Origin of the sequence: Streptomyces sp. NBC_00190 (assembly GCF_036203305.1) — a bacterium.
Classification (GTDB): Bacteria; Actinomycetota; Actinomycetes; order Streptomycetales; family Streptomycetaceae; genus Streptomyces.
In genome coordinates, this window is the sequence record NZ_CP108131.1 from 4,017,254 (window position 1) to 4,042,426 (window position 25,173).

The 25,173-nt window shown below is 70.6% G+C and carries 18 protein-coding genes; 11 read left to right on the forward strand and 7 right to left on the reverse strand.

Translation table 11 applies throughout. The annotated features are described in order from the left end of the window. The first annotated feature begins 8 nt into the window (after window positions 1-8). A complete protein-coding gene (locus tag OG429_RS19345) occupies window positions 9-1,859 on the forward strand; it encodes an HSP90 family protein (protein ID WP_328926546.1) in 1,851 nt (616 codons plus the stop codon). Then, a complete protein-coding gene (locus OG429_RS19350) occupies window positions 1,856-4,888 on the forward strand; it encodes a tetratricopeptide repeat protein (RefSeq protein ID WP_328926547.1) in 3,033 nt (1,010 codons plus the stop codon). Before OG429_RS19345 ends, OG429_RS19350 begins: the two co-directional genes overlap by 4 nt. A gap of 58 nt (window positions 4,889-4,946) precedes the next feature. On the opposite strand, the gene OG429_RS19355 is transcribed toward OG429_RS19350, so the two are convergent. Then, window positions 4,947-5,852, reverse strand: a complete 906-nt coding sequence (locus tag OG429_RS19355; protein WP_328926548.1) for an LLM class flavin-dependent oxidoreductase — start codon at window positions 5,850-5,852, stop codon at window positions 4,947-4,949. Window positions 5,853-6,355: 503 nt separating this feature from the next. Between OG429_RS19355 and OG429_RS19360 the strand changes: the two genes are divergently transcribed. The 4 genes from OG429_RS19360 (at window position 6,356) to OG429_RS19375 (ending at window position 9,307) form a co-directional block, all read left to right on the forward strand. After that, window positions 6,356-7,252 (forward strand): MarR family transcriptional regulator, encoded by an 897-nt coding sequence (locus OG429_RS19360; RefSeq protein ID WP_328926549.1) that lies wholly within the window; start codon window positions 6,356-6,358, stop codon window positions 7,250-7,252. 70 nt (window positions 7,253-7,322) lie between these two features. Then, window positions 7,323-7,721, forward strand: coding sequence for a roadblock/LC7 domain-containing protein (locus OG429_RS19365; RefSeq protein ID WP_328926550.1), 399 nt, complete (start codon window positions 7,323-7,325; stop codon window positions 7,719-7,721). Window positions 7,722-7,857: 136 nt separating this feature from the next. Continuing rightward, window positions 7,858-8,262 (forward strand): hypothetical protein, encoded by a 405-nt coding sequence (locus OG429_RS19370; protein ID WP_328926551.1) that lies wholly within the window; start codon window positions 7,858-7,860, stop codon window positions 8,260-8,262. Window positions 8,263-8,380: 118 nt separating this feature from the next. Further along, window positions 8,381-9,307, forward strand: coding sequence for a Cof-type HAD-IIB family hydrolase (locus OG429_RS19375; protein ID WP_328926552.1), 927 nt, complete (start codon window positions 8,381-8,383; stop codon window positions 9,305-9,307). Window positions 9,308-9,347: 40 nt separating this feature from the next. On the opposite strand, the gene OG429_RS19380 is transcribed toward OG429_RS19375, so the two are convergent. The 4 genes from OG429_RS19380 to OG429_RS19395 are packed head-to-tail and all read right to left on the reverse strand — an operon-like array spanning window position 9,348 to window position 17,260. Further along, window positions 9,348-11,090: a GAF domain-containing sensor histidine kinase gene (locus OG429_RS19380; RefSeq protein WP_443051270.1), complete on the reverse strand. Its 1,743-nt coding sequence runs from the start codon at window positions 11,088-11,090 to the stop codon at window positions 9,348-9,350. A gap of 24 nt (window positions 11,091-11,114) precedes the next feature. Next, window positions 11,115-14,684, reverse strand: a complete 3,570-nt coding sequence (cydD, locus tag OG429_RS19385) for a thiol reductant ABC exporter subunit CydD (RefSeq protein ID WP_328926553.1) — start codon at window positions 14,682-14,684, stop codon at window positions 11,115-11,117. 50 nt (window positions 14,685-14,734) lie between these two features. Next, a complete protein-coding gene (gene cydB, locus OG429_RS19390) occupies window positions 14,735-15,736 on the reverse strand; it encodes a cytochrome d ubiquinol oxidase subunit II (RefSeq protein WP_328926554.1) in 1,002 nt (333 codons plus the stop codon). Between the two features lie 18 nt (window positions 15,737-15,754). Next, the gene (locus tag OG429_RS19395) at window positions 15,755-17,260 is read right to left on the reverse strand and encodes a cytochrome ubiquinol oxidase subunit I (RefSeq protein ID WP_328926555.1); all 1,506 of its coding nucleotides are present in this window, start codon (window positions 17,258-17,260) and stop codon (window positions 15,755-15,757) included. 191 nt (window positions 17,261-17,451) lie between these two features. Between OG429_RS19395 and OG429_RS19400 the strand changes: the two genes are divergently transcribed. Further along, the gene (locus OG429_RS19400; RefSeq protein ID WP_328926556.1) at window positions 17,452-17,820 is read left to right on the forward strand and encodes a cyclophilin-like fold protein; all 369 of its coding nucleotides are present in this window, start codon (window positions 17,452-17,454) and stop codon (window positions 17,818-17,820) included. 58 nt (window positions 17,821-17,878) lie between these two features. Here OG429_RS19400 and hisC read toward each other — a convergent pair whose 3' ends face one another. Next, on the reverse strand, window positions 17,879-18,958 hold the full coding sequence (gene hisC / locus OG429_RS19405; protein ID WP_328926557.1) for a histidinol-phosphate transaminase: 1,080 nt from the start codon (window positions 18,956-18,958) through the stop codon (window positions 17,879-17,881). Window positions 18,959-19,319: 361 nt separating this feature from the next. Between hisC and OG429_RS19410 the strand changes: the two genes are divergently transcribed. The 3 genes from OG429_RS19410 to OG429_RS19420 all read left to right on the forward strand — a co-directional run bounded on the left by OG429_RS19410 (window position 19,320) and on the right by OG429_RS19420 (window position 22,900). After that, on the forward strand, window positions 19,320-20,435 hold the full coding sequence (locus OG429_RS19410) for a LacI family DNA-binding transcriptional regulator (RefSeq protein WP_328926558.1): 1,116 nt from the start codon (window positions 19,320-19,322) through the stop codon (window positions 20,433-20,435). Between the two features lie 231 nt (window positions 20,436-20,666). Continuing rightward, window positions 20,667-21,926, forward strand: coding sequence for a metallophosphoesterase (locus OG429_RS19415; protein ID WP_328926559.1), 1,260 nt, complete (start codon window positions 20,667-20,669; stop codon window positions 21,924-21,926). A 149-nt stretch (window positions 21,927-22,075) separates the two neighbouring features. Further along, window positions 22,076-22,900, forward strand: a complete 825-nt coding sequence (locus OG429_RS19420) for a hypothetical protein (RefSeq protein ID WP_328926560.1) — start codon at window positions 22,076-22,078, stop codon at window positions 22,898-22,900. A 49-nt stretch (window positions 22,901-22,949) separates the two neighbouring features. Here the strand turns inward: OG429_RS19420 and OG429_RS19425 are convergent, their stop codons facing one another. Further along, on the reverse strand, window positions 22,950-23,552 hold the full coding sequence (locus tag OG429_RS19425) for a hypothetical protein (protein WP_328926561.1): 603 nt from the start codon (window positions 23,550-23,552) through the stop codon (window positions 22,950-22,952). A 396-nt stretch (window positions 23,553-23,948) separates the two neighbouring features. On the opposite strand from OG429_RS19425, the gene OG429_RS19430 reads away from it, so the two are divergent. Then, window positions 23,949-25,148: a tetratricopeptide repeat-containing glycosyltransferase gene (locus OG429_RS19430; RefSeq protein ID WP_328926562.1), complete on the forward strand. Its 1,200-nt coding sequence runs from the start codon at window positions 23,949-23,951 to the stop codon at window positions 25,146-25,148. Window positions 25,149-25,173 lie beyond the last annotated feature (25 nt).

Here is a 25,173-nt window from a genome sequence, read left to right on the forward strand (position 1 = left end):
GACGCCCCATGACGTCCACACCCCACAGCTTCCAGGTCGATCTGCGCGGCCTGGTCGACCTGCTCTCCCACCACCTCTACTCCAGCCCGCGCGTCTACGTCCGCGAGCTCCTGCAGAACGCGGTGGACGCCGTCACCGCGCGCCAGGCCCTCGACCCCGAGGCCGGGATCCGCATCCGGCTGTCCGCGGCGGACGGCCGGATCACCATCGAGGACAGCGGCATCGGCCTGACCGCCGCGGAGGCCCACACCTTCCTCGCCACCATCGGCCGCAGCTCCAAGCGCGGCGGCGACGGTGCCGCTGAGGGCATCCGGGCCCTGGAGGCCACCCGCAGGGAGTTCCTCGGCCAGTTCGGCATCGGGCTGCTCGCGTGCTTCGTCGTCGCCCGCCAGATCCGCGTCGTCACCCGCTCCGCCCGCGATCCCCAGGCCACACCCGTCGAATGGCTGGCCACGGACGACGGTTCGTACACCGTGCGCGAACTGCCTCACGAGGCACGCCCGGAGCCCGGTACCACCGTCGTGCTGGAGCCCCGCCCCGGCGCCGCCGAGTGGACGGCCCCGGCCAAGGTCGAGCAACTGGCCCGCGACTACGGCTCCCTGCTGCCCTACGACATCACCTTCGACGACGGCGAGGGCGGCGAGCCGCGCCCCGTCACCGACCGGCCCGCCGTATGGGACCGGCCCTTCCCCACGCCCACCGCCCGCCGCGTCGCACTCGCCGGGCACTGCGCGCAGCTCTTCGGCTTCACCCCGCTCGACAGCATCGACCTGGACCTGCCGCTCGCCGGCGTGCGCGGAGTCGCGTACGTGCTGCCCGAGCCGACCAGCCCCGCCCACCGCGCCGGACACCGTGTGCACCTCAAGGGCATGCTGCTGACCGACCGGGCCGACAACCTGCTGCCGGACTGGGCGTTCTTCGTCCGCGCCGTCCTCGACACGGACACGCTGCGGCCCACCGCCTCCCGCGAGAACCTGTACGACGACGAGACCCTGGCCGCCGTGCGCGACGCCCTCGGCGCCCGCATCCGCGGCTGGCTGGGCGAGCTCGCGGCGAGCGAACCGGAGCGTCTGGCCGCCTTCCTCCGCGTGCACCACCTCGGCGTGAAGTCCATGGCCCGGCACGACTCCGAACTGCTCGGCCTGATGCTGCCGTGGCTGCCGTTCGAGACCAGCGACGGACCGATGAGCCTGGAGCAGTTCGCGGCCGCCCACACCGACGTCCACTTCACGCGCACGGTCGAGGAGTTCCGGCAGATCGCGCCGATCGCCGCCGCCCACGGGCTCGGCGTCATCAACGCCGGCTACACCTACGACGCGGACCTGCTGGCCCTGCTGCCCTCCGTACGGCCCGAGCTGAAGGTCACCGAGCTGGACGCCGGAGCCGTCACCGAACGGCTGGACCCGGTACCCACCACCGCCGAGCTGGAGCTCGCCCCCTTCCTCGCCGCGACGCGCACCCGCCTGGAACCCCAAGGCTGCGACGTGGTGCTGCGCGCCTTCCAGCCCGTCTCCGTCCCCGCGCTCTACCTCGACGACCGGCAGGCACGGCAGGAGCGGGACCGGACCGCCGCGCTGGAGAGCGCCGACTCCTTGTGGAGCGGCATCCTCGGCTCGCTGCGCGGCTCCGCACCCCGCGCACGCCTGGTCCTCAACCACAACAACCCGCTGATCCGCCGGATCTCCGCCCTCCCCGACGAGGCGCTGACCGGCACCGCCGTCGAATCGCTCTACGGACAGGCCCTGCTGATGTCCCAGCGGCCACTCCGTCCCACCGACTCCACTCTGCTCAACCGGGCCTTCCTCGGGCTCCTGGAATGGGCGACCCACTCCACCGAGGCCCCGGAGGACCAGAAGTGACGACGCCGACGCGCCAGGAGATCGAGCGGGGACTGGCGGAGAACCGCGAGGCGCCGGGTGGCGCCGCGCGCAACGCGCACGCCGAGGCCCTGGTCGGCGCCGCCGAGGCGAGCGGCGACCGGGCGCTGTTCCGGGAGACCCTGGACAACCTGATCCACGCCTACCTGTGGAGCTCCGAGTCGTCGAAGCTGCTGGTGCCCTTCGCCCGGCTGCTCCAGGAGTACGACAAGGATCCCGGCGCCTTCTCCGAATGGGACGCGCACTCGCTGTTCTGGCAGTTCAAGTGGGTGGCCACGGCCATCGCCGACTCCCCCGGGGTTCCCCTGGAGTCGGCGACGGGCTGGCTGGACGAGATGGAGCGCCGCTACCGGATCGCCGGCTACAGCGAGCGGCCCGTACGCGAGGCTGAGCTGTGGCTCGCCGACGCGATGGGCGACGACGAGCGGGCCGAGCGGGCCTTCGGGCACTGGCTGGCGGCCGAGCGCGACGACATAAGCGACTGCCGCGCCTGCGAGCTCAACGGCCAGGGGCAGTACGCCGTCCTGCGCGGCGACGACGCCAAGGCGCTGGAGATCTGGAAGCCGGTGCTGGCGGCCGAGCAGACCTGCGCCGAGGAGCCGCACCGGGTGCTGGCCACCTCCCTGATGCCCTTGCTGCGGCTCGGACGGACCGCCGAGGCCCGCTCGAACCACCTGCGCGGCTACCGCCTGGCCCGCGGCAACGACAGCCTGCTGCCGACGGTCGGCAAGCACATCGAGTTCTGCGCGCTCACCGGCAACGAGTCGCGCGGTCTGGAGATCCTCGCCGAACACGCCTCCCACGTCGGCCCGCTCGCCAACGTCGACGACCAGCTGGCCTTCCACGGCGGCATCCTCGTGCTGCTGCGCCGGCTGATGGACCTGGGGCACGGCCGGATCCCGGCCGTGCCCTACGACGGCACGCCCCGCACCGTCCGCGAGCTGTACGAGGTCATGCGCGCGGGCGCACTCGACATCGCCCGGCAGTTCGACGTGCGCAACGGCACCACCCGCGTCTCGGAGCGGTTCCTGGCGCGGATCGCGCGGGAGCCGCTGGTCGGCGCGCTGCCGCTGGGGGTGCGCAGTGCGGCGTTGCCACAGTCGGCCCACACCGTTCCGGGGCACGTCGTCCCGGTGTCCACGGCTTCGGCCCCCGGTTTCGCCGAGCTGGTGGATCAGGCCCGGCGCGCCCGCGACCTGGGGCATCCGGGGGCGGACGTGCTGTGGGCCGAGGTGGCCGTACGGGTGGACGCGCAGCCGGAGCCCGATCCGCTGGTCGCGGCCGACCTGGCGGACCACCGGGCACTGGCCGCCGCCCGGCGCGGGGCCACGGAGGCGACGGAGCTGCTGACCGCGGCCCGGGAGGGCTACCGGACCCTCGGCCTGGCACAGCGCGCGGCGCTTGCCGAGCTGCGCCTGGCGAGCGTCGCCGCCCAGTCGGGGGCCACGCCCGCCGAGATCAGGAGGCTGCTGGGGGTGGCCGTACGGGCCGCCGAGGCACTCGACCCGGCCGAACCGCTGCGGACCCGGAGGATCGCGCTCGCGGAGCTGTCGGCGATCCGCGTGGAGTCGTACCTGCGCTCGGCCGAGGCGACCGGTGACGACGGCCACGGGCATGGGCACGGCGAACTCGCCGCCGAGCTGACCGCCTTCATCACGGCCTACGAGGACACGCTTGCGGACCTGGTGGCGGAGGCCGAGGAGATGCTGGGACGGGTCGCGCTGTCGCAGGGCGACCCGGAGCGGGCCGTGGCCCTGCTCGCGGCCGCCGCGGCCCGGGCGGTCGGGGCGGGCAGGCCCTGGCAGGCCGTGGACCCGCTGGTGCTGCGGGCCGGGGTACTGATGTCGCTGAACCGGCCCGAGGAGGCGGAGGAGGCGGCCCGTTCCGCGCTGGAACACGCCCCCGAGGTGACCGACTCCGAGGTCCAGGGCGTCGTACGGCTGACCCTCGCGGACATCCTGCTGCGGCGGGAGGGCGCGGCGGACGAGGCCGCCGGGCACGCTCTGGCGGGAACCCACTGGTTCGACCAGGCCGGTCTCACGGCCGACGGCGGGGCGCAGGCTCGGCTGGTCCTGGCGCGTGCGTACGCGCAGGACGGCCGGGCCGCCGAGGCGGCGGAGGTGTTGCAGTCGGCTCTGCCGGATCTGCTGGAGCACGGCGAGGAGCAGGCCGTTTCCGGGCGGGAGTTCCTGGCCGACCTGCTGCGGCAGCTGAACGAGCTGCGGCCGGCCGCGGAGCAGTACCTGCTGGCGGCGGAGACGGCCAAGGGCTGGGAGGACACCCGGCCCCAGGCCAGGCTCGCGCAGTCGGCCGCCGACACGCTGTCCGACGCCGGGCTGACCGTGGAGGCTGCCGCCGCCTACGAGCGGACCGTGGAACTGCACCGCCTGACGGGCGAAGCCCCGGTCGCCGAGGTACGTGCCCTGCGCTCCCTGGCCTGGCTGGGACTGCGCGAGGAGGTCACCGACGGAGCCGTTGCGCGGGCCAGGGTCCTGATGGACGAGGCCACCGGTGTACTGGAGACCGCCCTGACGGCGGATCCCGCGGATCCGGAGCTGCGGGCCGAACTCGCCCAGACCTGGCACCAGCTGGCGCAGGTCCTCGACCGGCGGGTCGGCGCACAGGCAGCCTCCTTCGACGAGGAGGAGGAAGACGCTGACGACGAGGATGAGCACGAGGAGGACGCCGGCGGTGTGAGCGCTGTGGGCGGCGACCCGGCCGCGCCGGCCGAGTCGCTGGGCGAGGCGGAAATCGAGGCACTGCGCCTGGAGGAGATCGAGCTCTGGGGCCGGGCTGCCGCGCTCTACGCGGAGCTCGGCCCGGACCATCTGCGGGACCGGTTCCAGTGCCTGAACAACGCCGCCTGGACGGAGCAGGAGCGGGGCCACGCGGATGCGGGTGCGGCCCGCGTCCGCGCACTGATCGACGAGGTCGAAGCCATGCCGGAGGGCGCCGCGCCCGACTGGCTCCTGCCGTCCGCCGAGCGTCTGTACGCCCAGCTGACGGCCTGAGCCCACTGCCGTCGGTCGTCGCCGCTCCCCGTCCTGGGCAGCGGCGACGACCGTGGGATCAGAGGTCCAGCTGGGCCAGCGCCTCCACAGCGATCTTCTCGAAGACCGACTCGTCCGCGGCGAAGTCGGAGTCCGGGATCGGGGCGTGGATCACCAGCTCGGTGAAGCCCAGCTCACGGTGGCGGCCCGCGAAGTCGACGAATGCGCCCACGGATTCCAGCATGGTGCTGCGTTCGGGGGTGAAGCCGGTCAGCAGGATCTTCTCCATCGGCCCGAACTCCCGGCCGATCTCGGCGCAGGCCGACTCCAGCCCGCCGATCTGCCGGCGCAGGGCCTCCAGCGACTGCTCGGGCGTGCCGTCCTCGAAGATCCTCGGGTCTCCCGCGGTCACCCAGGCCTGGCCGTGGCGGGCGGCGAGCCGCAGGCCGCGCGGTCCGGTGGCGGCGACCGCGAACGGCAGTCGCGGCCGCTGGACGCAACCGGGGATGTTGCGGGCCTCCTCGGCCGAGTAGAAGGTGCCCTGCGAACTCACCGCGCCCTCGGTCAGCAGCTGGTCCAGCAGCGGTACGAATTCGGCGAAACGGTCGGCACGCTCGCGCGGGGACCAGGGCTCCTGACCGAGCGCGGTCGCGTCGAAGCCGTTGCCGCCCGCTCCGATACCGAGGGTGATGCGCCCGCCGGAGACGTCGTCCAGGGAGATGAGGTCCTTGGCGAGGGTCACCGGATGGCGGAAATTCGGCGAGGTGACCAGCGTCCCCAGGCGCATCCGCTCGGTGGCCGCGGCCGCCGCGGTCAGGGTGGGCACCGCGCCGAACCACGGTCCGTCGCGGAAGCCCCGCCACGACAGGTGGTCATAGGTGTAGGCGGTGTGGAACCCGAGCGTCTCCGCCCGTACCCACTGGTCACGCCCCCCTTCATGCCATCGACGTACCGGAAGGATCACCGTGCTCAGACTCAGACTCATGCGTTCGAGCCTACGGCGCTCAGCCGACGGGGAGTGCATTCCGGTCCTGCCGCGTCGCGTCGACGCCGAGCGCATCCTGTCGAATGATCTTCGAGGAAACCCCTCCATGGAGAGCGGTAATTCAGAAGCAAGAAGGCGCAAACCGATCCCTGGCGAAAGAAACCAAAGACTTCCGGCATCGTCGATCACGGATTCGGCCGAGCCGACTACTGTGCGATTCCGAGAGCTGGATGACTCACGGCACCCACCGTGGATGCCTTGTCCGAATTCAGCCTCTGACGAGGGGTGGTCGTGCTCGAAATCACCATGCCGGGAGACCGGACGGCTTCAGTCTCCGCCGCCCCTGAGACCCACCGGGCCGCCACGGCCGTGTCTGTTCCACGAGCGGGAGCCGACTGGTGACGTATCCCGTTCTCCCTGGAGCATCCTCGACACCCGCGGACTGGTCACTGCCGCTGCCGCTGCCGTCGGTGGCTCCGGCGGAGCCTTCGGTTGCACCTTCGATGGCGCCGACGCCGACGCCTTCGACGGCCTCGGCGTCGGTCGTGCCGTCGGACCGGGCAACCCAGGAACTGGCCCGGAATCTGGTCCGCGCTCGTCGCGAACGGCTTTCCGGCACTCTGGTCGTGGTGGGCGACCCGGGCGGCACCTTCTACCTCGCGAACGGCGCCATCGTCGCGGTCGAGTCCCCCGGGGCACCGACCGTGGAAACCCTGCTCGTGCGTTCCGGGCGGATCGGGAAGGACGAGTGGGCGGCCGCCTACCGGGCCGGCGCGACCGTCGGCCGCATCGGAGCGGAACTGATCGACAGGACGCTGGTCGGTGCCGCCGAGCTGCAGCTGATGTGTCTCATGGCGGCCCTGGACGGGGCTCTCTCCGTGGGCATGGGCCGCATGGACGAGTGCATCCTCGAACCCGGCGGGGCCGTCCACCACCTGGTGGCACCACAGGGCATCGAAGCGGACTGGCTGTTCCAGGAGGCGAGTCGCCGTGTCAAGGCTCTTACTTCGCTGCGGGTGCCACTCTGCCCTTTCCGGGACCGGATGACGCTGACGCCCACCGGAGCCTCGTCGGCAGAAGGTTCGACGGCCGGTGAGCGGCGGGACATCCTTCTGCACGTCAACGGCCGTCGCAGCTCGCGGGACATCGCCTTTCTACTGGGGCGGGGCCTCTACGCCGTCACGGTGGAACTCACGCGCATGCTCAGCGACGGCCTGGTCGAGGTGGTGCCCTCCCCTGCGGCCATTCCTCTCGGCGAGCCCGCCGGGGCGGCCGATCGGGTGTCGAGCACCCACGCACCGCACCGCCTGCCGGGCGGGAGCGGGCTGCCTCGGCGCCAGCGCGGCATGAGTGGAATCCACGACGTCCTGCCCCTGCGGCCGGTGACGGATTGCCGGTAGCGGCCGCCCCCACAGAACAGCAAGTCGCACAGGCGACTGGGCGATCCCAGCGTGAACAAACAGGAGAATTGTGACGATCAAAAGTGACGAACTGGCCGCTGAGATGCGTGCGCTCCGCGATCGGGTCGTCGGTGTCACGGACGTGATCGTGGCTTCGGCCGACGGCCTTCTGATCACTGCCGAAGCAGACGTCAGCGTAGACGGGGAGTGCTTGGCCGCTCTCACCGCGGCGGCACTCGGCATCGCTCGCCGGACGGGCACCGCCACAGGCAAGGGACTGGTCCACCACACCGTCGCACGGTTCAACGACGGCTATCTGGTCACGCAGGCGATCGGTGACATGGCGTTGATGGCGGTGCTTGGCGACTCGGGCATGGACGTGAAGCGGTTCCACGCCGAGTCGCAGTCGAGCGCCGACCGGATCGGCCTCCTGCTGACGTCCGCGACAGGAATCGCTCCGGCCGGCTGAGCGGGCCGACGGCGCTTCACCGGCAGTGCTCACGACCACACGATCGCCCCGGACAGGTCCGGCTTCGGGCCTTTCCCGAAACAAATCCAGCAGAAGGAAAACCATGAGCGTATCGGGAACCTCAGGTCCCCAGAGCATGTCCGACCGGGTGGTCACCATAGTCAAGACCCTCCGCGCGGAGGTGCCGGATTGCGTGGCCGCCGGGGTCATCGACATGTCAACGGGCATGTTGCTGTCGGTGGAAACCGTCGACTCGCACCCGCCGGAGGTACTCGACATGCTGTCGGCGGCCACACTCGACCTCTTCCAGGGCCGGAATGTGGTGATGATCGAGAACATTTTCAAGGAGCGTCGCGGAGTGGTGTCCGACCGGCACTATTTCCAGGAAATCCTTGTCAACAGCGACAACCTGGCGCACCTCTTTCTGCGCGTCGACAGCGCGGACGAGGTGGTCGCCGTCGTCGTCTGCCGCAAGTCGGCGAACGTGGGAATGCTCTTCGCGCAGGCCCGACGAGTGCTGAAGGACAACGGACCGCTGTGACAGCCCTGCCGCGGCCTTCGTGTTTCACGTGAAACATCGCCATCCCTCCGATGTTTCACGTGAAACATCGGGCCGTCGGCACCGGACGAGCCGCACATGGTCCGGCCGTCCCCGGGCAATGGGCGAAGATGGAGCCGTGACCTCGGCTCCCCAGCGCCCGGACGGGCCAAACCCCATGCCCCGGCTCATCGCCACCGACCTCGACGGCACCCTGCTGCGCGATGACAAGTCTGTCTCGCCCCGCACGGTCGCCGCTCTCGCGGCCGCCGAGGAGGCCGGCATCGAGGTCTTCTTCGTCACCGGCCGCCCGGCCCGCTGGATGGGCGTGGTCAGTGACCACGTCCACGGCCACGGCCTCGCGATCTGCGCGAACGGCGCGGCGGTCGTGGACCTCCACGCCGGGCACGAGTTCGTACAGGTAAGAGCCCTCCCGAGAGCTGACGCCCTCGCCGTCGTGGACGCTCTGCGGGCTGCTGCGCCCGGTACTTCCTTCGCGGTCGAACTGACCACCGGCATCAACTACGAGCCGACGTACCCGCCGTTCTTCCAGGACCCGGGCGCCCACCTCGCCACCGCCGAGAAACTGCTGCGCGAGGACACGGACGAAAGCTCCGCACCGGTGCTCAAGCTCCTCGCACACCACGCCGAGCTGGCCCCGGACGAGTTCCTTGCGCTGGCCCGCTCCACCGCCGGCGAGCACGCAGCGATCACCCGCTCCAGCCCGACCTCCCTGCTGGAGATCAGCGGAAAGGACGTCTCCAAGGCGAGCACCCTGGCGCTGTGCTGCGCCGAGCGCGGTATCTCCCCCGCCGAGGTCGTCGCCTTCGGGGACATGCCGAACGACGTGGAGATGCTCAGCTGGGCGGGCACCTCGTACGCGATGGGCAACGCCCATCCGGATGTGATCGCGGCCGCGTCCGGCCGTACGACCGCCAACAACGAGGACGGCGTCGCCGTCGTCATCGAGCACATCGTGGCCGACCGGATCGCGCAGCGGCTGCTCCAAACAGGAGCTCCTGCGACACCTGGACGCCTGGACGCCTAGGGCCGGTCTCTCGGATCCGGCCTGATCCGAAAGGCCCGCCCTAGAGCGGGGCCTCCCACACCACGGTGGTCCCGCCACCGTCCTCGCCGATGCCCGGGCCGTACGAGCTCGCGCCTCCCAGCGACTCGGCCCGTCGGCGCAGATTCCGCAGCCCGCTGCGCCGTCCGCCCTCGGCGATGCCCACCCCGTCGTCGGCGACCTCCAGCCGGACCCCGGGGCGCCCGTCGGCCAGCGTGACCGTGGAGTCCACGACCACGTCGATCCGGGACGCGTCGGCATGACGGAACGCGTTGGACAGGGCTTCGCGCAGCGCGGCGATCAGGTTCTTGCCCACCAGGTCGTCCACGACCGCGTCGATCGGGCCGAGGAAACGGTGCGCGGGCTTGAAGCCGAGCGGCACGGCCGCCATGTTGATCTCCCGCAGCACCCGGGTGCGCAGCCCGGAGGGGGCTTCCGCCGGGCCCTGCTGGAGCGCGAAGATCGCGGTGCGGATCTCCTGGATCGTCACGTCCAGCTCATCCACGGCCTTGCCGATCCCGTCACCGACCTCGGGGACGATGGACCGGCGCTGGGCGCCTTCCAGCATCATCCCGGTGGCGAACAGCCGCTGGATGACCAGGTCGTGCAGGTCCCGGGCGATCCGGTCGCGGTCCTCGAACACGGCGAGCCGCTCCCGGTCGCGCTGCGCCTCGGCCATCATCAGGGCGAGCGCGGCCTGGGAGGCGAACTGCGTGGCCAGGGTTCGCTCGGCCTCGCTGAACGGGCGCTTGCCGCGGGCCCGCGGGGTGACCAGGGCGCCCAGTACGCGCCCGCCGCTGTGCAGCGGGAGCATCATGCAGGGCCCGTACTCGCTGGTGAGCTTGCTGATCATGCGCGGGTCGGACGCTGCGTCGTCCACGAAGACGGGCTCGCCCTGCAGCAGCCTGTCCACCACCGGGCTCTCGGCGGGGATCACCACGCCGAGCGAGGTGGCCGGGTTCTCGGCGGAGACGGCGACGATCTCCATCCCGCCGTCCTCGGTCGGCAGCATCACGATGCCGGCGGAGGAGTCGGCCAGGTGACGGGCCTGCTCGGCGACCACGGCGAGGGCGTCGTCCGCGTCCCCGCCGGACAGGAGGGCAGTGGTGACGGCTACCGAGCCGTCGATCCAGCGCTCGCGCTGAGTGGCGGCCTCGTACAGCCGGGCATTGCCAATGGCGATGCCCGCCTCGGTGGCCAGCACCCGGACCATGTGCACGTCGTAGTCGTTGAACGCGTCACCGCCGTTCTTCTCGGTGAGGTACAGATTGCCGAAAATCTCCCCCTGCACCCTGATCGGGACACCGAGGAAGGTCTTCATGGGCGGATGGTGCGGAGGGAATCCCGCCGAGCGCGGATCCTTCGTCAGATCGTCGAGGTGCACGGTGTCGGGGTGCGAGATCAACGCTCCCAGAAGACCCCGCTTCCCGTCCGGACGGTGCCCGATCTTCCGGGCCAGCTCGGAGCTGATCCCGTACGTGACGAAGTCCGAAAGCCCGCGGCCCTCGGTGTCGACGACGCCGATCGCCGCATAGCGGGAGTCCGCGAGCTCGGCCGCGGTCTCGCAGATGCGGTCCAGCGTGGAGTGCAGCTCAAGCCCGGTACCGACCGACCTCATGGCCTCCAGCAGTTGCGGTACCCGGGCCGTGAGCTCGGTGGACAGGCCTTGCAGACTCCTGGCGGCCTGGGTGGCGGCCATCAGCGGGTCCGGTGCTCCAGGTGACGGGTCCTGCGGTTCCTGCGGCTGCGACTCCTGCAGTGACATGCCCTTGAGAGTAGTTAGTCCCCTTTAGCGGGGAAAGTCGGCCTGGAGAAAGTCGGCCACGGGCCCGTCCGCCTCCCGTTCCCTCTCCAGCAGCCGCCGCAACGGCCCTTCGGCGGCGGCCAGCTCCGCGTACGCCCCGCGCTGGACGACCTCTCCGCCGTCGAGCACGAGAACCTCGTCGACTGCCTCCAGGCCGGCGAGCCGGTGGGTGATCAGCACGGTGGTACGGCCCTCGGTCGCTTCCAGCAGGTCCGCCGTCAACGCGTCCGCCGTGGCCAGGTCCAGATGCTCGGCCGGCTCGTCCAGCACCAGCACGGGGAAGTCCGCGAGCAGCGCCCGCGCCAGGGCCAGGCGCTGGCGCTGACCGCCGGAGATCCGCTCGCCGTGCTCGCCGACCAGCGTGTCCAGCCCGTCCGGAAGTCCGTCGGCCCACTCCAGCAGCCGCGCCGCGGCCAGCGCTTCCCGGAGCTCTTCCTCGCTCGCTCCGGTCCGGGCCAGCCGCAGGTTCTCCCGCACCGAACTGTCGAAGAGGTGCGCGTCCTGGGCGCAGAGTCCGACGAGCGCGCGGACGTCATCACCGTCGAGGGTCCGGGCGTCGGTCCCGCCCAGGGTGTACGCGCCGTCGCGCAGGTCCAGGAACCGCAGCAGGACCTGGGCCAGTGTGGTCTTTCCGGAGCCCGAGGGTCCGACGACGGCGACGCGGCGGCCGGCCTCCAAGGTCAGGTCCAGGCCCCGCAGCGCGTCGCGTTCCTGGCCGGGGTGCCGCGCGGTGAGCCCCGTCAGCCGCAGCGGGAAGGGTGAACCGGGCGCCGCCGCGGGCTGCTCCGGCTCGGCGACGGGAACCGGGGAGTCGATGACCTCGTAGACCCGTTCGGCGCTGCGGCGCACCCGCTGGCGGTACTGGACGGCGAGCGGAAGGCCGTTCACCGCCTCGAACGCGGCGAGGGGCGTCAGCACCGCGACGGCCATGGCCACCCCGGACAGCCGTCCGTCGTGGACCGCGGTCGCAGCCGCGGCCGCGGCCGCCACGACGGTCAGCCCGCACACCAGGGCGGACAGCCCGCCGCCCAGACCGCCTGCGGCGGCTCCGCGCGCGGCGATGCGCGTCAGCACGCCGTCGCTCTCCCGGGCCCTGCCCTTGCGGTCCTCCAGCGCCCCGGCGACGGTCAGTTCCGCGGTACCGGTGAGCAGATCGGCCACCCGGGTGGCAAGTTCACCCCGGGCGGGAGCGAGCCGACGCTCGGCACGCCGGGAGCAGGCCCCGCTCACCAGCGGAACGCCGACCCCTGCGGCGAGCAGTCCGACGGCGAGGGCGGCGCCGACCTCCGGCAGCAGCCAGACGGTGAAGGCGACCGAGCCGGTGCCCACGAGCACCGCGGTGCCCACCGGCAGCAGCCAGCGCAGCCAGTAGTCCTGGAGTGCGTCGGCGTCGGCCACCAGCCTGGCCAGCAGATCCCCCCGCCGGTGCTCTCGCAGCCCGGCGGGGGCGATCCGCTCCAGCCGCCGATACACGGAGACCCTCAGATCGGCGAGCATCCGCAGCACGGCGTCGTGCGAGACGAGCCGCTCGGCGTACCGGAAGACGGCCCGCCCCATTCCGAAGGCCCGGGTGGCAGTGACCGCCACCATCAGATAGAGCACGGGCGGCTGTTCGGAGGCCCGTGAGATCAGCCAGCCGGAGACCGCCATCAGCCCGACGCTGCACCCGACGGCCAGCGCCCCGAGGAGCAGTCCGAGCCTGAAGCGTCCTTGCCAGGCCCTGGCCACCGCGCGGACCCGACCCAGCGGATCGGCTGCGCCCGGATCGGTCCCGCCACCGGCCCGCGCCGGCTCGGGCGCGGCTCCGAGGATCCACTCCCCGCCGTCGTCGGTGGCACCGCCCGGAGCCTCGGTCCGGACGGATGCGGGACGGGGGAGCGGCTCCGAAGCGGCGGGCAGCCCGGAACAGCCGTCGGCCTGCGCGATCGGAACCACCCGGTCGGCGACGGCGAGCAGCGCCGGCCGGTGCACGACCAGCAGCACGGTCCGGCCCACGGCGAGCCGCCGGACCGCGTCCACCACCCCGGCCTCGGTCTCGCCGTCCAGCGCCGCGGTCGGCTCGTCCAGCAGCAGCACGGGCCGGTCCGCCAGGAACGCCCGCGCCAGGGCCAGCCGCTGGCGCTGCCCGGCGGACAGACCCACGCCGCCCTCGCCCAGGAGGGTTTCCACCCCGTGCGGCAGCCCCGTCACGAACTCCCAGGCTCCGGCATCCTTCAACGCCCGGGCCACCTCCGCTTCGGAGGCCCCCGCCCGGGCCAGCCGTACGTTCTCCCCGATCGTCCCGGCGAACAGATGCGGACGTTGCGGCACCCAGGCGATCTGCTCCCGCCACTGCTCCTGGGACAGCTCCGCCAGGTCCACCCCCGCCACCCGTACCCGCCCCGCGGTCGGTGTCACGAACCCCAGCAGCACCTGGAGCAGCGTGGACTTCCCGGCCCCGCTCGGTCCGGTGAGGGCCACGCACTCTCCCGGTCCGACCGTCAGCGACAGCGGTCCGGGCGAGTCCTGGCCCCGGCCCTCGTACCGGACGCGGACGTCGTCGATCTCGATGCGCAGGGGAACGCCGCTCGGCAGCCCGGCCCCGCCGGCCGGGCGTACGACGGGTGCCTCCAGCACCTCGAAGATCTCCTCCGCGGCGGCCAGGCCCTCGGCGGCCGCGTGGTACTGCGCGCCGACCTGCCGCAGCGGCAGGTACGCCTCGGGCGCCAGGATCAGGATGACCAGTCCGGTGTAGAGGTCGAGCTCCCCGTGGACCAGCCGCATGCCGATGGTCACCGCCACCAGCGCCACCGACAGGGTCGCCAGCAGTTCCAGGGCGAAGGAGGAGAGGAAGGCGATGCGCAGCGTCCGCATCGTCGCGCGCCGGTAATCGTCGGTGATCTTGCGGATCGACTCGGCCTGGGCCTTGGCCCGCCCGAAGACCTTCAGAGTGGGAAGTCCGGCGACCACATCGAGGAAATGCCCCGACAGGCGTGACAGCAGCCGCCACTGACGGTCCATCCGGGACTGGGTGGCCATCCCGATGAGGACCATGAACACGGGGATCAGGGGCAGCGTGACCACGATGATGGCCGCCGACACCCAGTCCTCGGTGACGATGCGGGCGAGCACGGCCACCGGCACGACCACCGCGAGCCCCAGCTGGGGGAGGTAGCGGGAGAAGTAGTCGTCGAGGGCGTCCACACCGCGGGTGGCCAGCGCCACCAGCGACCCGGTCTTCTGTCCCGTCAGCCAGGCGGGGCCCAGATCCGCGGCCCGGTCCAGCAGCCTGCCGCGCAGTTCCGACTTGACCGCCGCACCGGCCCGGTGCGCGGCCAGCTCCGTCAGCCAGGTGATCAGGCCGCGCCCGACCGCCACCGCCGCGAGCAGCAGCAGGGGCGTCCGCAGCTCCGCCCCGCCGAGCCCCTCCTCGAAGGCGCCGACCACGATCTCGGCGATGAGCATCGCCTGCCCGACGACCAGCCCCGCCCCGGCGAGGCCCAGGGCCACCACCGCCCCCAGGAACAGGCGGGTGGAACGGGCGTACCGAAGCAGGCGCGGGTCGACCGGTTTCACGTGAAACATCCCCCAAGGGAGGGTCAGGCGGGAGGGGCGGATGCCGGGGCTCAGTGCACGTCGACGATGTGCTGCGTCCCGATCCGCTTGCGGAACACCCAGTACGTCCAGCCCTGGTAGAGCAGGACGAGCGGCGTGGCCACTCCCGCGCACCAGGTCATGATCTTCAGGGTGTAGGGGCTGGACGAGGCGTTGGTGACCGTGAGGCTCCAGGCGTCGTCCAGCGAGGACGGCATGACGTTCGGGAACAGCGTCAGGAAGAGCATCGCGACGGCAGCCGCGATGGTGATCCCGGACAGTGCGAACGACCAGCCCTCGCGGCCCGCCAGGTTGAAGCCGAGGGCTCCGGCCAGCGCGATCACCGCGACGGCCATCGCGACCAGGCTCTTGGCGTCGCCGCTGTCGAGCTGGGTCCAGCCCAGGAAGAGCAGGGCCAGTACGGCGGTGGCCACACCCAGCCGGGTCGCCAGCTTCCGCGAGCGGTCCCGTATGTCACCGACCGTCTTGAGCGAGGTGAAGACCGCGCCGTGGAAGGTGAACAGGGTGAGCGTGACCAGGCCGCCGAGGATCGAGTAGACGTTGAGCAGGTCGAGGAAAGTCCCGACGTACTCCTTGTTCTGGTCGATCTTCACGCCGCGCACGATGTTGGCGAAGGCCACGCCCCACAGGAACGCGGGGATCAGCGAGGTCCAGAAGATCGCGTGTTCCCAGTTGGTCTGCCAGCGCTCCTCGGCCCGCTTGTGCCGGTACTCGAAGGCGACACCGCGGATGATCAGGCAGACCAGGATGAGGAGCAGCGGCAGGTAGAACCCGGAGAAGAGCGTGGCGTACCAGTCGGGAAAGGCCGCGAAGGTCGCGCCGCCCGCGGTGAGCAGCCAGACTTCGTTGCCGTCCCACACGGGTCCGATCGTGTTGATCAGGACCCGCTTCTCCGTGCGGCCGCGGGCGAGCAGCTTGGTGAGCACGCCGACTCCGAAGTCGAAGCCCTCCAGGAAGAAGTAGCCGGTCCACAGGACCGCGATGAGCAGGAACCAGACGTCGTGGAGTTGCATGGTGTGGTCTCCTCAGCCTCAGTACGAGAAGGCCATCGGCCGGTCGGGGTTCTTGTCGTCTCCGCCGATCCTGGTGGGCGGGTTGAGGTCGGCCTCGGTGAGCTCGGGCGGACCGGCCTTGACGTACTTGACGAGGAGCCTGACCTCGATGACGGCGAGCACGGCGTACAGGAGCGTGAACCCGATCATCGAGGTGAGCACCTCGGCCTGGGAGACGTTCGGCGAGACCGCGTCCCGGGTGCGCAGCACTCCGTAGACCACCCAGGGCTGGCGCCCCATCTCGGTGAAGATCCAGCCCCAGGAGTTGGCGATGAGCGGGAAGCCCATCGTCCAGAGCGCGACGATCCAGTACAGGCCGGCGAACTTCGGGCTCAGCGCCTTCTTGAAGAGGACCAGGTGAGGGACCTCCTCCTCCCCGGTGCGCAGACCGGGCGGCAGCAGGAACTTCTTGCGGGTCAGCCACAGTCCCAGCACTCCGACGCCGACGGAGGCCATGCCGAAGCCGATCATCCACCGGAAGCCCCAGTAGGCGACCGGGATGTTGGGCCGGTAGTCGCCGGGGCCGAACTTCTCCTGCTCGGCCTTGTTGACGTCGTTGATGCCCGGGACGAAGGAGGTGAAGTCGTCGTTGGCCAGGAAGGACAGCAGGCCGGGAATCTCTATCGCGACCTTGTTGTGGCCCTTCTCCACGTCGCCGTAGGCGAAGACCGAGAAGGGGGCCGGCGCCTCGCCGTCCCAGAGCGCCTCGGCGGCGGCCATCTTCATGGGCTGCTGCTTGAACATCACCTTGCCGAGCAGGTCACCGCTCAGGGCCGTGCCCATACCGGCGATGATCATGACGACCAGGCCGAGCCGCAGCGAGCTCCGCATCACCGGGATGTGCCTCTTGCGCGCCAGATGGAAGGCGGCGATGCCGGTCATGAACGCACCGCCCACCAGGAAGGCGGCCGTGATGGTGTGGAAGAACTGGGTGAGCGCGGTGTTCTGGGTGAGCACGAGCCAGAAGTCGGTGAGCTCGGCCCGGCCGCGCTCCTCGTTGATCCGGTACCCGACCGGGTGCTGCATCCAGGAATTGGCCGCCAGGATGAAGTAGGCGGACAGGACGGTGCCCATGGACACCATCCAGATGCAGGCCAGATGGATCTTCTTCGGCAGCTTGTCCCAGCCGAAGATCCACAGACCGATGAAGGTCGACTCGAAGAAGAAGGCGATCAGCGCCTCGAAGGCCAGTGGGGCACCGAAGATGTCACCGACGAATCGCGAGTAGTCGGACCAGTTCATGCCGAACTGGAACTCCTGGACGATGCCGGTGACGACACCCATCGCGATATTGATCAAGAAAAGCTTTCCCCAGAACTTCGTGGCCCTGAGGTACTTCTCCTTCTCGGTGCGCACCCAGGCCGTCTGCAGGCCGGCCGTGAGGGCGGCGAGCGAGATCGTCAGGGGAACGAAGAGGAAGTGGTAGACGGTGGTGATGCCGAACTGCCATCGCGCCAATGTCTCCGGCGCCAAAGCTAGGTCCACGTCGTCTTCTCCTTGTCGTCGCCGTGGGTCACAGCCGCAGGCTGTATGGCGGCTTCCCCCCATAACGGGAGGAAGCAGGACACGCTTGTGAACGCGTTCACATTCACAAGCATTATGGCGCACCCGTTTTCGACCCTTAGAGGCGGGGTCCCCCCTAGCCAAGAAATTCAACAGATTGTTGAATGTGGCCCATGAAGATTCGCATCTCCTGGCCCGCCGGCCAGCTCACAGCAACCCTCGACGAGACCCCGACCAGCAAGGCGCTGGCCGAGGCCCTTCCGATCTCCGCGTCCGCGAACACCTGGGGCGAGGAGGTCTACTTCGACACCGGCGTCTCCGTGGCCCGGGAGCACGACGCCCGGCAGGTCGTCGAACCCGGCACGGTCGCGTTCTGGACCGAGGGCGACGCGCTGGCGCTGCCCTACGGCCCCACACCCATCTCGCGCGGAGGCGAGAGCCGCCTGGCGAGCCCGTGCAACGTGCTCGGCTCGTTCGACGGCGACTCCCGCCTGCTGGCCACCGTCCGCGACGGCGACCCCGTCCGCGTGGAACTCGCGTAACGCGCGGGCATCACTTAACGCATGGAAATCGCGCAACGCGCGCAGGTCCCCGCCGGAGCTACAGCTCCTTGAAGAACGCCTCCGCCGTGTGCAGGAAGAGGTCGTTCGCCTCGGTCTCACCGATCGTGACCCGCAGGCCCTCGCCCGCGAAGGGCCGGACCACCACACCGGCCTTCTCGCAGGCGGCCGCGAAGTCGGCGGTCCGCTCCCCCAGCCGCATCCACACGAAGTTCGCCTGCGTGTCCGGGACCGTCCAGCCCTGCGCCAGGAGCGTCTCGTGCACCCGGTTCCGCTCGCCCACCAGCGCCCCGACACGGCCCATCAGCTCGTCCTCGGCGCGCAGCGAGGCGACCGCCGCGTCCTGTGCGAGCTGGCTGACACCGAAGGGCACCGCCGTCTTGCGCAGCGCCGCGGCCACCGGCTCGTGTGCCACCGCGAAGCCGACGCGCAGACCGGCGAGCCCGTACGCCTTGGAGAACGTACGCAGCACACAGACGTTCGGGCGGTTGCGGTACAGCTCGATGCCGTCCGGCACGTCCGCGTCGCGCACGAACTCGCGGTAGGCCTCGTCCAGCACCACCAGGACGTCCGTGGGCACGCGGTCCAGGAACCGCTCCAGCTCTGCGCGGCGCACCGCGGTACCTGTGGGGTTGTTGGGGTTGCAGACGAAGATCAGCCGGGTCCGCTCGGTGATCGCTTCGGCCATCGCGTCCAGGTCGTGGACGTCGCCCTCGGTCAGAGGGACGCGCACGGAGGTCGCACCCGAGATCTGCGTGATGATCGGGTAAGCCTCAAAGGAACGCCAGGCGTAGATGACCTCGTCGCCCGGGCCGGCCGTCGACTGGATCAGCGACTGGGCCACACCCACCGAGCCGGTACCGGTGGCGATGTGCTCCACCGGCACCCCGAACCGCTCCGCGATCTCGTTCACCAGGCCGGTGCAGGCCATGTCCGGGTACCGGTTGAAGTTCCCGGCCGCCGCGACCGCGCTCTCCAGCACCCCGTTCAGCGGCGGGTACGGGTTCTCGTTCGAGGACAGCTTGTACGCGACGGGCCCGCCCGCGGCGGCCGGCTTGCCGGGCTTGTATGTGGGAATGCCGTCCAGCTCGGCGCGCAGCTTCGGGCTCTTCTCGCTCACCGCAGGTCCTCCTCGACCATCCCGTACGACGTCGCCGTCGACTCAATACTGCTCACCTTATGAGGATTCCGCTCTTCCGAGAATGGGGGCGCCTGGAATGCGGGGGAGCGCGCGCATATATGCGCGCGCCGGTGGCCTGCGCCGTGGCGCGCATCCCTCGTGCAGGTGAGTTGAGAACGGCCCGCGACCGTACCGCTTTGGCATGCTCGTACCCGCCGACAAGCCTCACGGCAGCCTTCAGCAAGCAAATACCTTCAATTCCAAGGTCATTGGGGGTGGCGAACCCTGCAGAAACGTGCCTGTCAACGCGTGCATATGCACCCAGACCACCCACCCCACCGAGCCCTACTATCGGCTCGCCATGACAGCAGCAGGGAAGCATCACGTGAGCCGGACCGAGACCACCCGGCGGGCCACCGGCCGACAGGGCCGGGCAGGCATCAGGGACGTGGCCGCCGCAGCGGGCGTCTCCATCACAACCGTCTCCGACGCGCTCAATGGCAAGGGGCGGCTGCCGGACGCCACCCGCCGCCACGTTCGCGAGGTCGCCGACCGGCTGGGCTACCGCCCGTCCGCCGCCGCCCGCACCCTCCGTACCGGCAAGTCGGGCCTCATCGGCCTGACCGTGACGACGTACGGGGATGAACCTTTCACCTTCACCGAATTCGCCTACTTCGCCGAGATGGCCAGAGCCGCCACCTCCGCCGCGCTCGCCCGCGGCTACGCCCTCGTCATCCTCCCCGCCACCTCCCGACACGACGTGTGGTCCAACGTCGCCCTCGACGGCACCGTCGTCATCGACCCCTCCGACCACGATCCCGTCGTCACCGAACTGGTCCGCCAGGGCCTGCCCGTGGTCTCCGACGGCCGCCCCGCAGGCTCCCTCCCCGTCACCGCCTGGGTCGACAACGACCACGAGGCCGCCGTACTGGGCCTCCTCGACCACCTCGCCGCCGCCGGCGCCCGCAGGATCGGGCTGCTGACCGGCACCACCACCGACACCTACACCCGGCTCTCCACGACCGCCTACCTCAACTGGTGCGAGCGCGTCGGCCAGGACCCCGTCTACGAGTCCTACCCCGCCCACGACCCCTGCGCGGGCGCCGTGGCCGCCGACCGGCTCCTCGCCCGCCCCGACCGGCCCGACGCCGTGTACGGGCTCTTCGACCCCAACGGCACGGACCTGCTCGCCGCGGCCCGGCGCTACGGCCTGCGCGTACCCGAGGACCTGCTGCTCGTGTGCTGCAGCGAGTCCACCGTGTACGCCAACACCGAACCGCCCATCACCACCCTCTCCCTCAAACCGCGCCGCATCGGCACCGCCGTGGTGCAGTTGCTCATCGACGCGATCGAGGGAGTGGACACCGGACGCCCCGTCGAACAGGTCGTCCCGACCGAGCTCATCATCCGTACCTCGTCACAACGCAGGCAGCCCCGAACGACCGTCAGTCCACCCCGGTCTCCGGCCCAGGACTGACGCGCCACACCGCTCCTCGGCGGCGCTGCCGACACCGCCGAGGATTTCCGCAACACCGATATTGGTATAAAACGGTAGGAACGATCGGCTCCGGACAGGATTCACCACCCCTGGTGCGTCACACAGCGCGAGCCGCATTCCTATGATGGGCGCACGACATCACGGACCCTCCTCCCCGGAGGTCAGGAGGGTCCGCAGGTGTACGGCAGCGCGACGGTGGTGGAGGGGTCGATGACTCAGGGGGCCGGTCAGGGACCCGCGATGCGGACGGATACGCTGCGGGACTTCCGGGTTCCGGTCACCGAACCCGCCCCGTACGCCGTATCCACCGGGCTTCCCGGTGAGGCTCCCGTGTACGGCGAGTACCCGGCGTACTACGAGGACGGCGCGCTGAGCGTGCCCCAGCAGCCCGGCTACCCGCCGCAGGCGAACGCACAGTCCGTGCCGCAGCCCGTGGCACCGCCCGTCCCGCATCACGACGTGCACGGCGTGCACGAAGCGCACGCGACCGCCGAGCCCGCGGAGCCCGCCGACCCCGAGGACGACGGCTTCGACGGCTACACCCCGACCCACCGCGACCTGCCCGTCATCGGACGCGGCGCGCTCGGCGGCCCCGGCGACACCGTCCAGGTGCAGTACGTCCCCCAGGACACCGCGGCCGCCGGTCCCGGCCCGCTCTACGTGGTCGGCGACGTCCACGGCTACCTCGACGAGCTCGTCACCGAACTCCACGCCCAGGGCCTGATCGACAGCGAGCGGCGCTGGTCCGCGGGCAACGCCCGGCTCTGGTTCCTCGGCGACTTCACCGACCGCGGCCCCGACGGCATCGGCGTCATCGACCTCGTCATGCGGCTGTCCGCCGAGGCCGCGGCGGCCGGCGGCTACTGCAAGGCCCTCATGGGCAACCACGAGCTGCTGCTCATCGGCGCCAAGCGGTTCGGCGACACCCCCGTCTCCTCCGGCGCCGGCACAGCCACCTTCCAGGCCGCCTGGCTGCTCAACGGCGGTCAGCGCACCGACATGGAGCGCCTGCAGGACGTACACCTGCAGTGGATGTCCCGCCTGGACGCGGCCGTCCTGGAAGAGGACCACCTGCTGCTGCACTCCGACACAACGGCCTACCTGGACTACGGCGACTCCATCGAGGACGTCAACGACACCATCCACGAGCTCCTCAACCGGGGCGACGCCGACATCACCTGGGACCTCTTCCGCAAGTTCACCAAGCGGTTCGCCTTCCGCGACGAGGAGACCGGCCCGGTGGCCGTACGCGAACTGCTCGGCACCTACGGCGGAAGCCGCGTCGTGCACGGGCACAGCCCCATCCCGTACCTCCTCGGCGAAGTGGGCACCGAGGACGGCGACGAGGCGCGCGGCCCGGAGGCGGTGGACGGCCCCCACGTGTACGCGGACGGGCTCGCCATCGCCATGGACGGCGGGGTCACAATGGCGGGCAAACTGCTGGTCGTGCAACTTCCCCTGCGCGACTGAGGATTGTCACCAGGGGGGTATTTACGGAAAGCCCCTGTCAACCTGCGGTGTGGTCCCTCTACCATCGCTCTATCCGTAGCAGGCTCTCCTCCGTTTGTGCCGGCGCCCGGGTCTACGCGGGCAAACCGGCCTCCACGGAGCATCGGGGGATGCACATGACCAGCGCTCCGCACCTGCTGACCGAAGACCGGCCCGAGTTCGATCGGCTCCTCGACGAGGCGCTGCGCACCGCACACGAACGGCCCGAGCTCGCCACCCTCGGCGAACGCCTGAACGCCGAACAACTGCGCACCATGGCCCTGGGGGCCAGCGCACTGCTGACGGCTGCGGCCGCCGCGGAGTACGACTACTACGTGAAACTCCGCGAGGAACGACGCGACGAGGCCCTCTCCGCTCCCGGGACCCTGGACGAGGAGGACGGCGGACAGGGAGGCGCGGGCCTCGGCGCCGTGATCGCGGTCCTCGCGCCCGTTCTGGCGGGCACCGCCATGCTGATCTTCCTGCTCGTGGGCTACATCCTGAAGATGATCGAGCCCGAACCGGCCTTCGCCGAGACCATGCTGACGGCGGGTTCGTTCTTCGGGGTGCTCACCGCCGCCGCCCTGATCTTCGCCGTGATCGGCCTGCTGGTGACCGCGCTGCGCAACAGCGCGACCGAGGTGGCCGCGGACGGGGCGGAGGCGATATCCGACGAGGTCGCGCAGGCCCGGGAGGCCTGGCGCAACGCGCTGCTGGAGCGCGGGATCATGCCGTTCCTGCGGGACGCCCTGGCCGATCCGGGTATGGGGCCGGAACATCCGGCGCCCCGCACGCCAGGGGCCGGGCGCATCCCCAACCTGGGATACACCCGGCCCGACTTCACCAGTCCGGGATCCCCGTCACAGGGTCCCCGGCCGGGCTACACGCCTCCGGACTTCACGGGCCCGAAGTTCACGGGCCCGGACTTCGGCGGCCCGGAGCACGAGCCGGAGTGAACCTCCCGGCCGCCCGGCCTCGCGCCCCGCTTACCGTCCTCTGCTGCCCCTACTTCATTGCTTTCGGCAGGTAGTTGGGATCCATCGGCCGAATCGGCGGCGCGTTGGCCGCCCGGCGGGCGACGTCCGGGTCACCCGGGTCGGGCTGGGGGTTCGCCTCCGTCCACACCCCGTTGCACGTGAGGGTGCCGGGACCCGGGTTGACGGCGCAGTTGGTCTCCCAGATCACCCCTTCCGTCGTCACCACCTCGACCAGCAGCTGGTTGGCCTGATGGCTGATGGAGATCGCACAGGCGTCGTCCGGGAAGTCGCCCTCCTGGTTGAGGGTGAGGTCGTACCAGGTCCAGAGACCCGGGGTCGGCTGAAGCCCGCGGATGCCCGCGTACGCACGGGTGTCGCCGGGGAGTACCGCCTTGAACTCCCGTGCGTTGCTGTCCCGGACGGAGTCGATGTCCACGCACTGGGACGCACCGGTGGCTCCGGTCGCACCCGTGGCTCCCGTGGCCCCGGTCGCGCCCGTGGCACCCGCCGGACCGGTCTCACCCGTCGCGCCGGTCGCGCCCTGGGGACCCCTGGGGCCCGTCGGACCCGTCGGACCCTGCTTGCACTCGTCGTCGCCGCCACCACCGCGCGGGCCGGCTTGGGCGGCCACTCTCGGATCGTAATCGTGCTTGTCCGACTTTTCGTGCTTGTCCGACTTGCAGTGGTCACCCGTGGGGGCCGCCGCGCGGACCGCCGCGGTCGCCTGGATGGCCTGAGCCGTGGCGAACGCGGGGCTGGAAATTCCCGTCACCACCAGGGCGAGTGATGCGAGGGTGCCGCCAGTCAGCCAACCGCTCCGCCTGGGCAGCGGACCAAGGCGTGACCTGGTCCTGTTCTCGGGGCTCATATACGCCGCTCCTTCTCGAAACCGGATCGAACGATGTGCGATGGGCCGTCTCGGGCCACCTCGGTCATCGTGGGTATCGCGGTCGCAAGTGGTGGAACGCCTCGCGGATAAGTCAACTTATCGGACCAGCAGTATGAGCCCAATGGAGTCTTTTGGGAGGTGGCGGACGCGACGCGCCCAGGCGCGGACGAACCGTGGCCTACCGTCGGCTCACGGTCGTTTTCATCACCACAGGGGATGGAATCCTTGAGAGCAACAGTCTGCCTGAACATGATCGTCAAAAATGAGGCACCGGTGATCCGGCGCTGTCTCGAATCGGTGCGCCCTTTGATCGATACATGGGTGATCGTGGACACGGGCTCGACGGACGGCACCCAGGACATCATCCGGGAATTCTTCGGCGATCTGCCCGGTGTCCTGCACGAACGGCCGTGGAAGGGATTCGGCGACAGCCGCAGCGAGGCGATCGACCTTGCCCGCTCCAGCGCGGACTACCTGCTGTTCATCGACGCCGACGACGTGATGCAGGTACAGCCCGGCTTTCGCATGCCCGACCTCACTCTCGACGCGTACCGCATCGCGGTGCACCACGAGCCCGTCATCCACTGGCGGCCCGCTCTGGTCTCCACCCGCTTGCCGTGGAAATACGTCGGCGTACTCCACGAGTACATCGACTGCGAAGTCCGGCACAGCAGCGGCGTGCTCGAAGGCGCCAATATCCTCATCATCGGCGGCGGGGCACGCCTCAGGGAATCGGGCGAGCGGGAAAAGTACCTGCGCGACGCGGCGGTACTCGAACAAGGTCTGGCCAAGGAACCCGGAAATGCCCGGTACGCGTTCTACCTGGCCCAGAGCTGGCGCGACGCCGGAGAACCGGAGAAATCCCTCGCCGCCTACGACCGCCGTGCGGACATGGGCGGCTTCGCCGAGGAAGCCTTCTGTGCCCAGCTGTACGCGGCACGCATCGCGGCGAACCTCAAGAAGCCGTCGGCCGAGGTGATGGACCGCTTCCTTCGCGCACACGAGAGCCGTCCCACGCGCGCCGAGGCGATCGGCAGCCTCGCCCGCGTCTGCCGGCTCGAGAGCCGCTGGCCGCTGGCGTACATGTTCGCCCGGCAGGCGGTCCGGATCCCCCGCCCGGACGACATCCTGTTCGTCGAGTTCGACTGGCACGACTGGCGCGCGCTCGACGAACTCGCCGTGGCCGCCTACTGGGTCGGCGAGTACCAGGAGTCGCTGGACTGCTGCGAGCGCCTCGTCCAGGACGGCAGGCTTCCCGTCGAGCAGCACGACCGGGTCACTGCCAACCTCGAATTCGCACGGCGCAAGCTGGACCCGCAGTACCAGGTGGTCGCCTGACCGCCGCTCCCCCGCACGAGACTGG

Bases quoted from the DNA above. Each gene is read 5' to 3' on its own strand.
- OG429_RS19345 (WP_328926546.1), top strand. From the start codon at position 9: ATGACGTCCACACCCCACAGCTTCCAGGTCGATCTGCGCGGCCTGGTC.
- OG429_RS19355 (WP_328926548.1), bottom strand. From the start codon at position 5,852: ATGAGTCTGAGTCTGAGCACGGTGATCCTTCCGGTACGTCGATGGCAT.
- OG429_RS19360 (WP_328926549.1), top strand. From the start codon at position 6,356: ATGGCGCCGACGCCGACGCCTTCGACGGCCTCGGCGTCGGTCGTGCCG.
- OG429_RS19370 (WP_328926551.1), top strand. From the start codon at position 7,858: ATGTCCGACCGGGTGGTCACCATAGTCAAGACCCTCCGCGCGGAGGTG.
- OG429_RS19375 (WP_328926552.1), top strand. From the start codon at position 8,381: ATGGGCGAAGATGGAGCCGTGACCTCGGCTCCCCAGCGCCCGGACGGG.
- OG429_RS19380 (WP_443051270.1), bottom strand. From the start codon at position 11,090: ATGTCACTGCAGGAGTCGCAGCCGCAGGAACCGCAGGACCCGTCACCT.
- cydB (WP_328926554.1), bottom strand. From the start codon at position 15,736: ATGCAACTCCACGACGTCTGGTTCCTGCTCATCGCGGTCCTGTGGACC.
- OG429_RS19400 (WP_328926556.1), top strand. From the start codon at position 17,452: ATGAAGATTCGCATCTCCTGGCCCGCCGGCCAGCTCACAGCAACCCTC.
- OG429_RS19410 (WP_328926558.1), top strand. From the start codon at position 19,320: ATGACAGCAGCAGGGAAGCATCACGTGAGCCGGACCGAGACCACCCGG.
- OG429_RS19415 (WP_328926559.1), top strand. From the start codon at position 20,667: ATGACTCAGGGGGCCGGTCAGGGACCCGCGATGCGGACGGATACGCTG.
- OG429_RS19420 (WP_328926560.1), top strand. From the start codon at position 22,076: ATGCACATGACCAGCGCTCCGCACCTGCTGACCGAAGACCGGCCCGAG.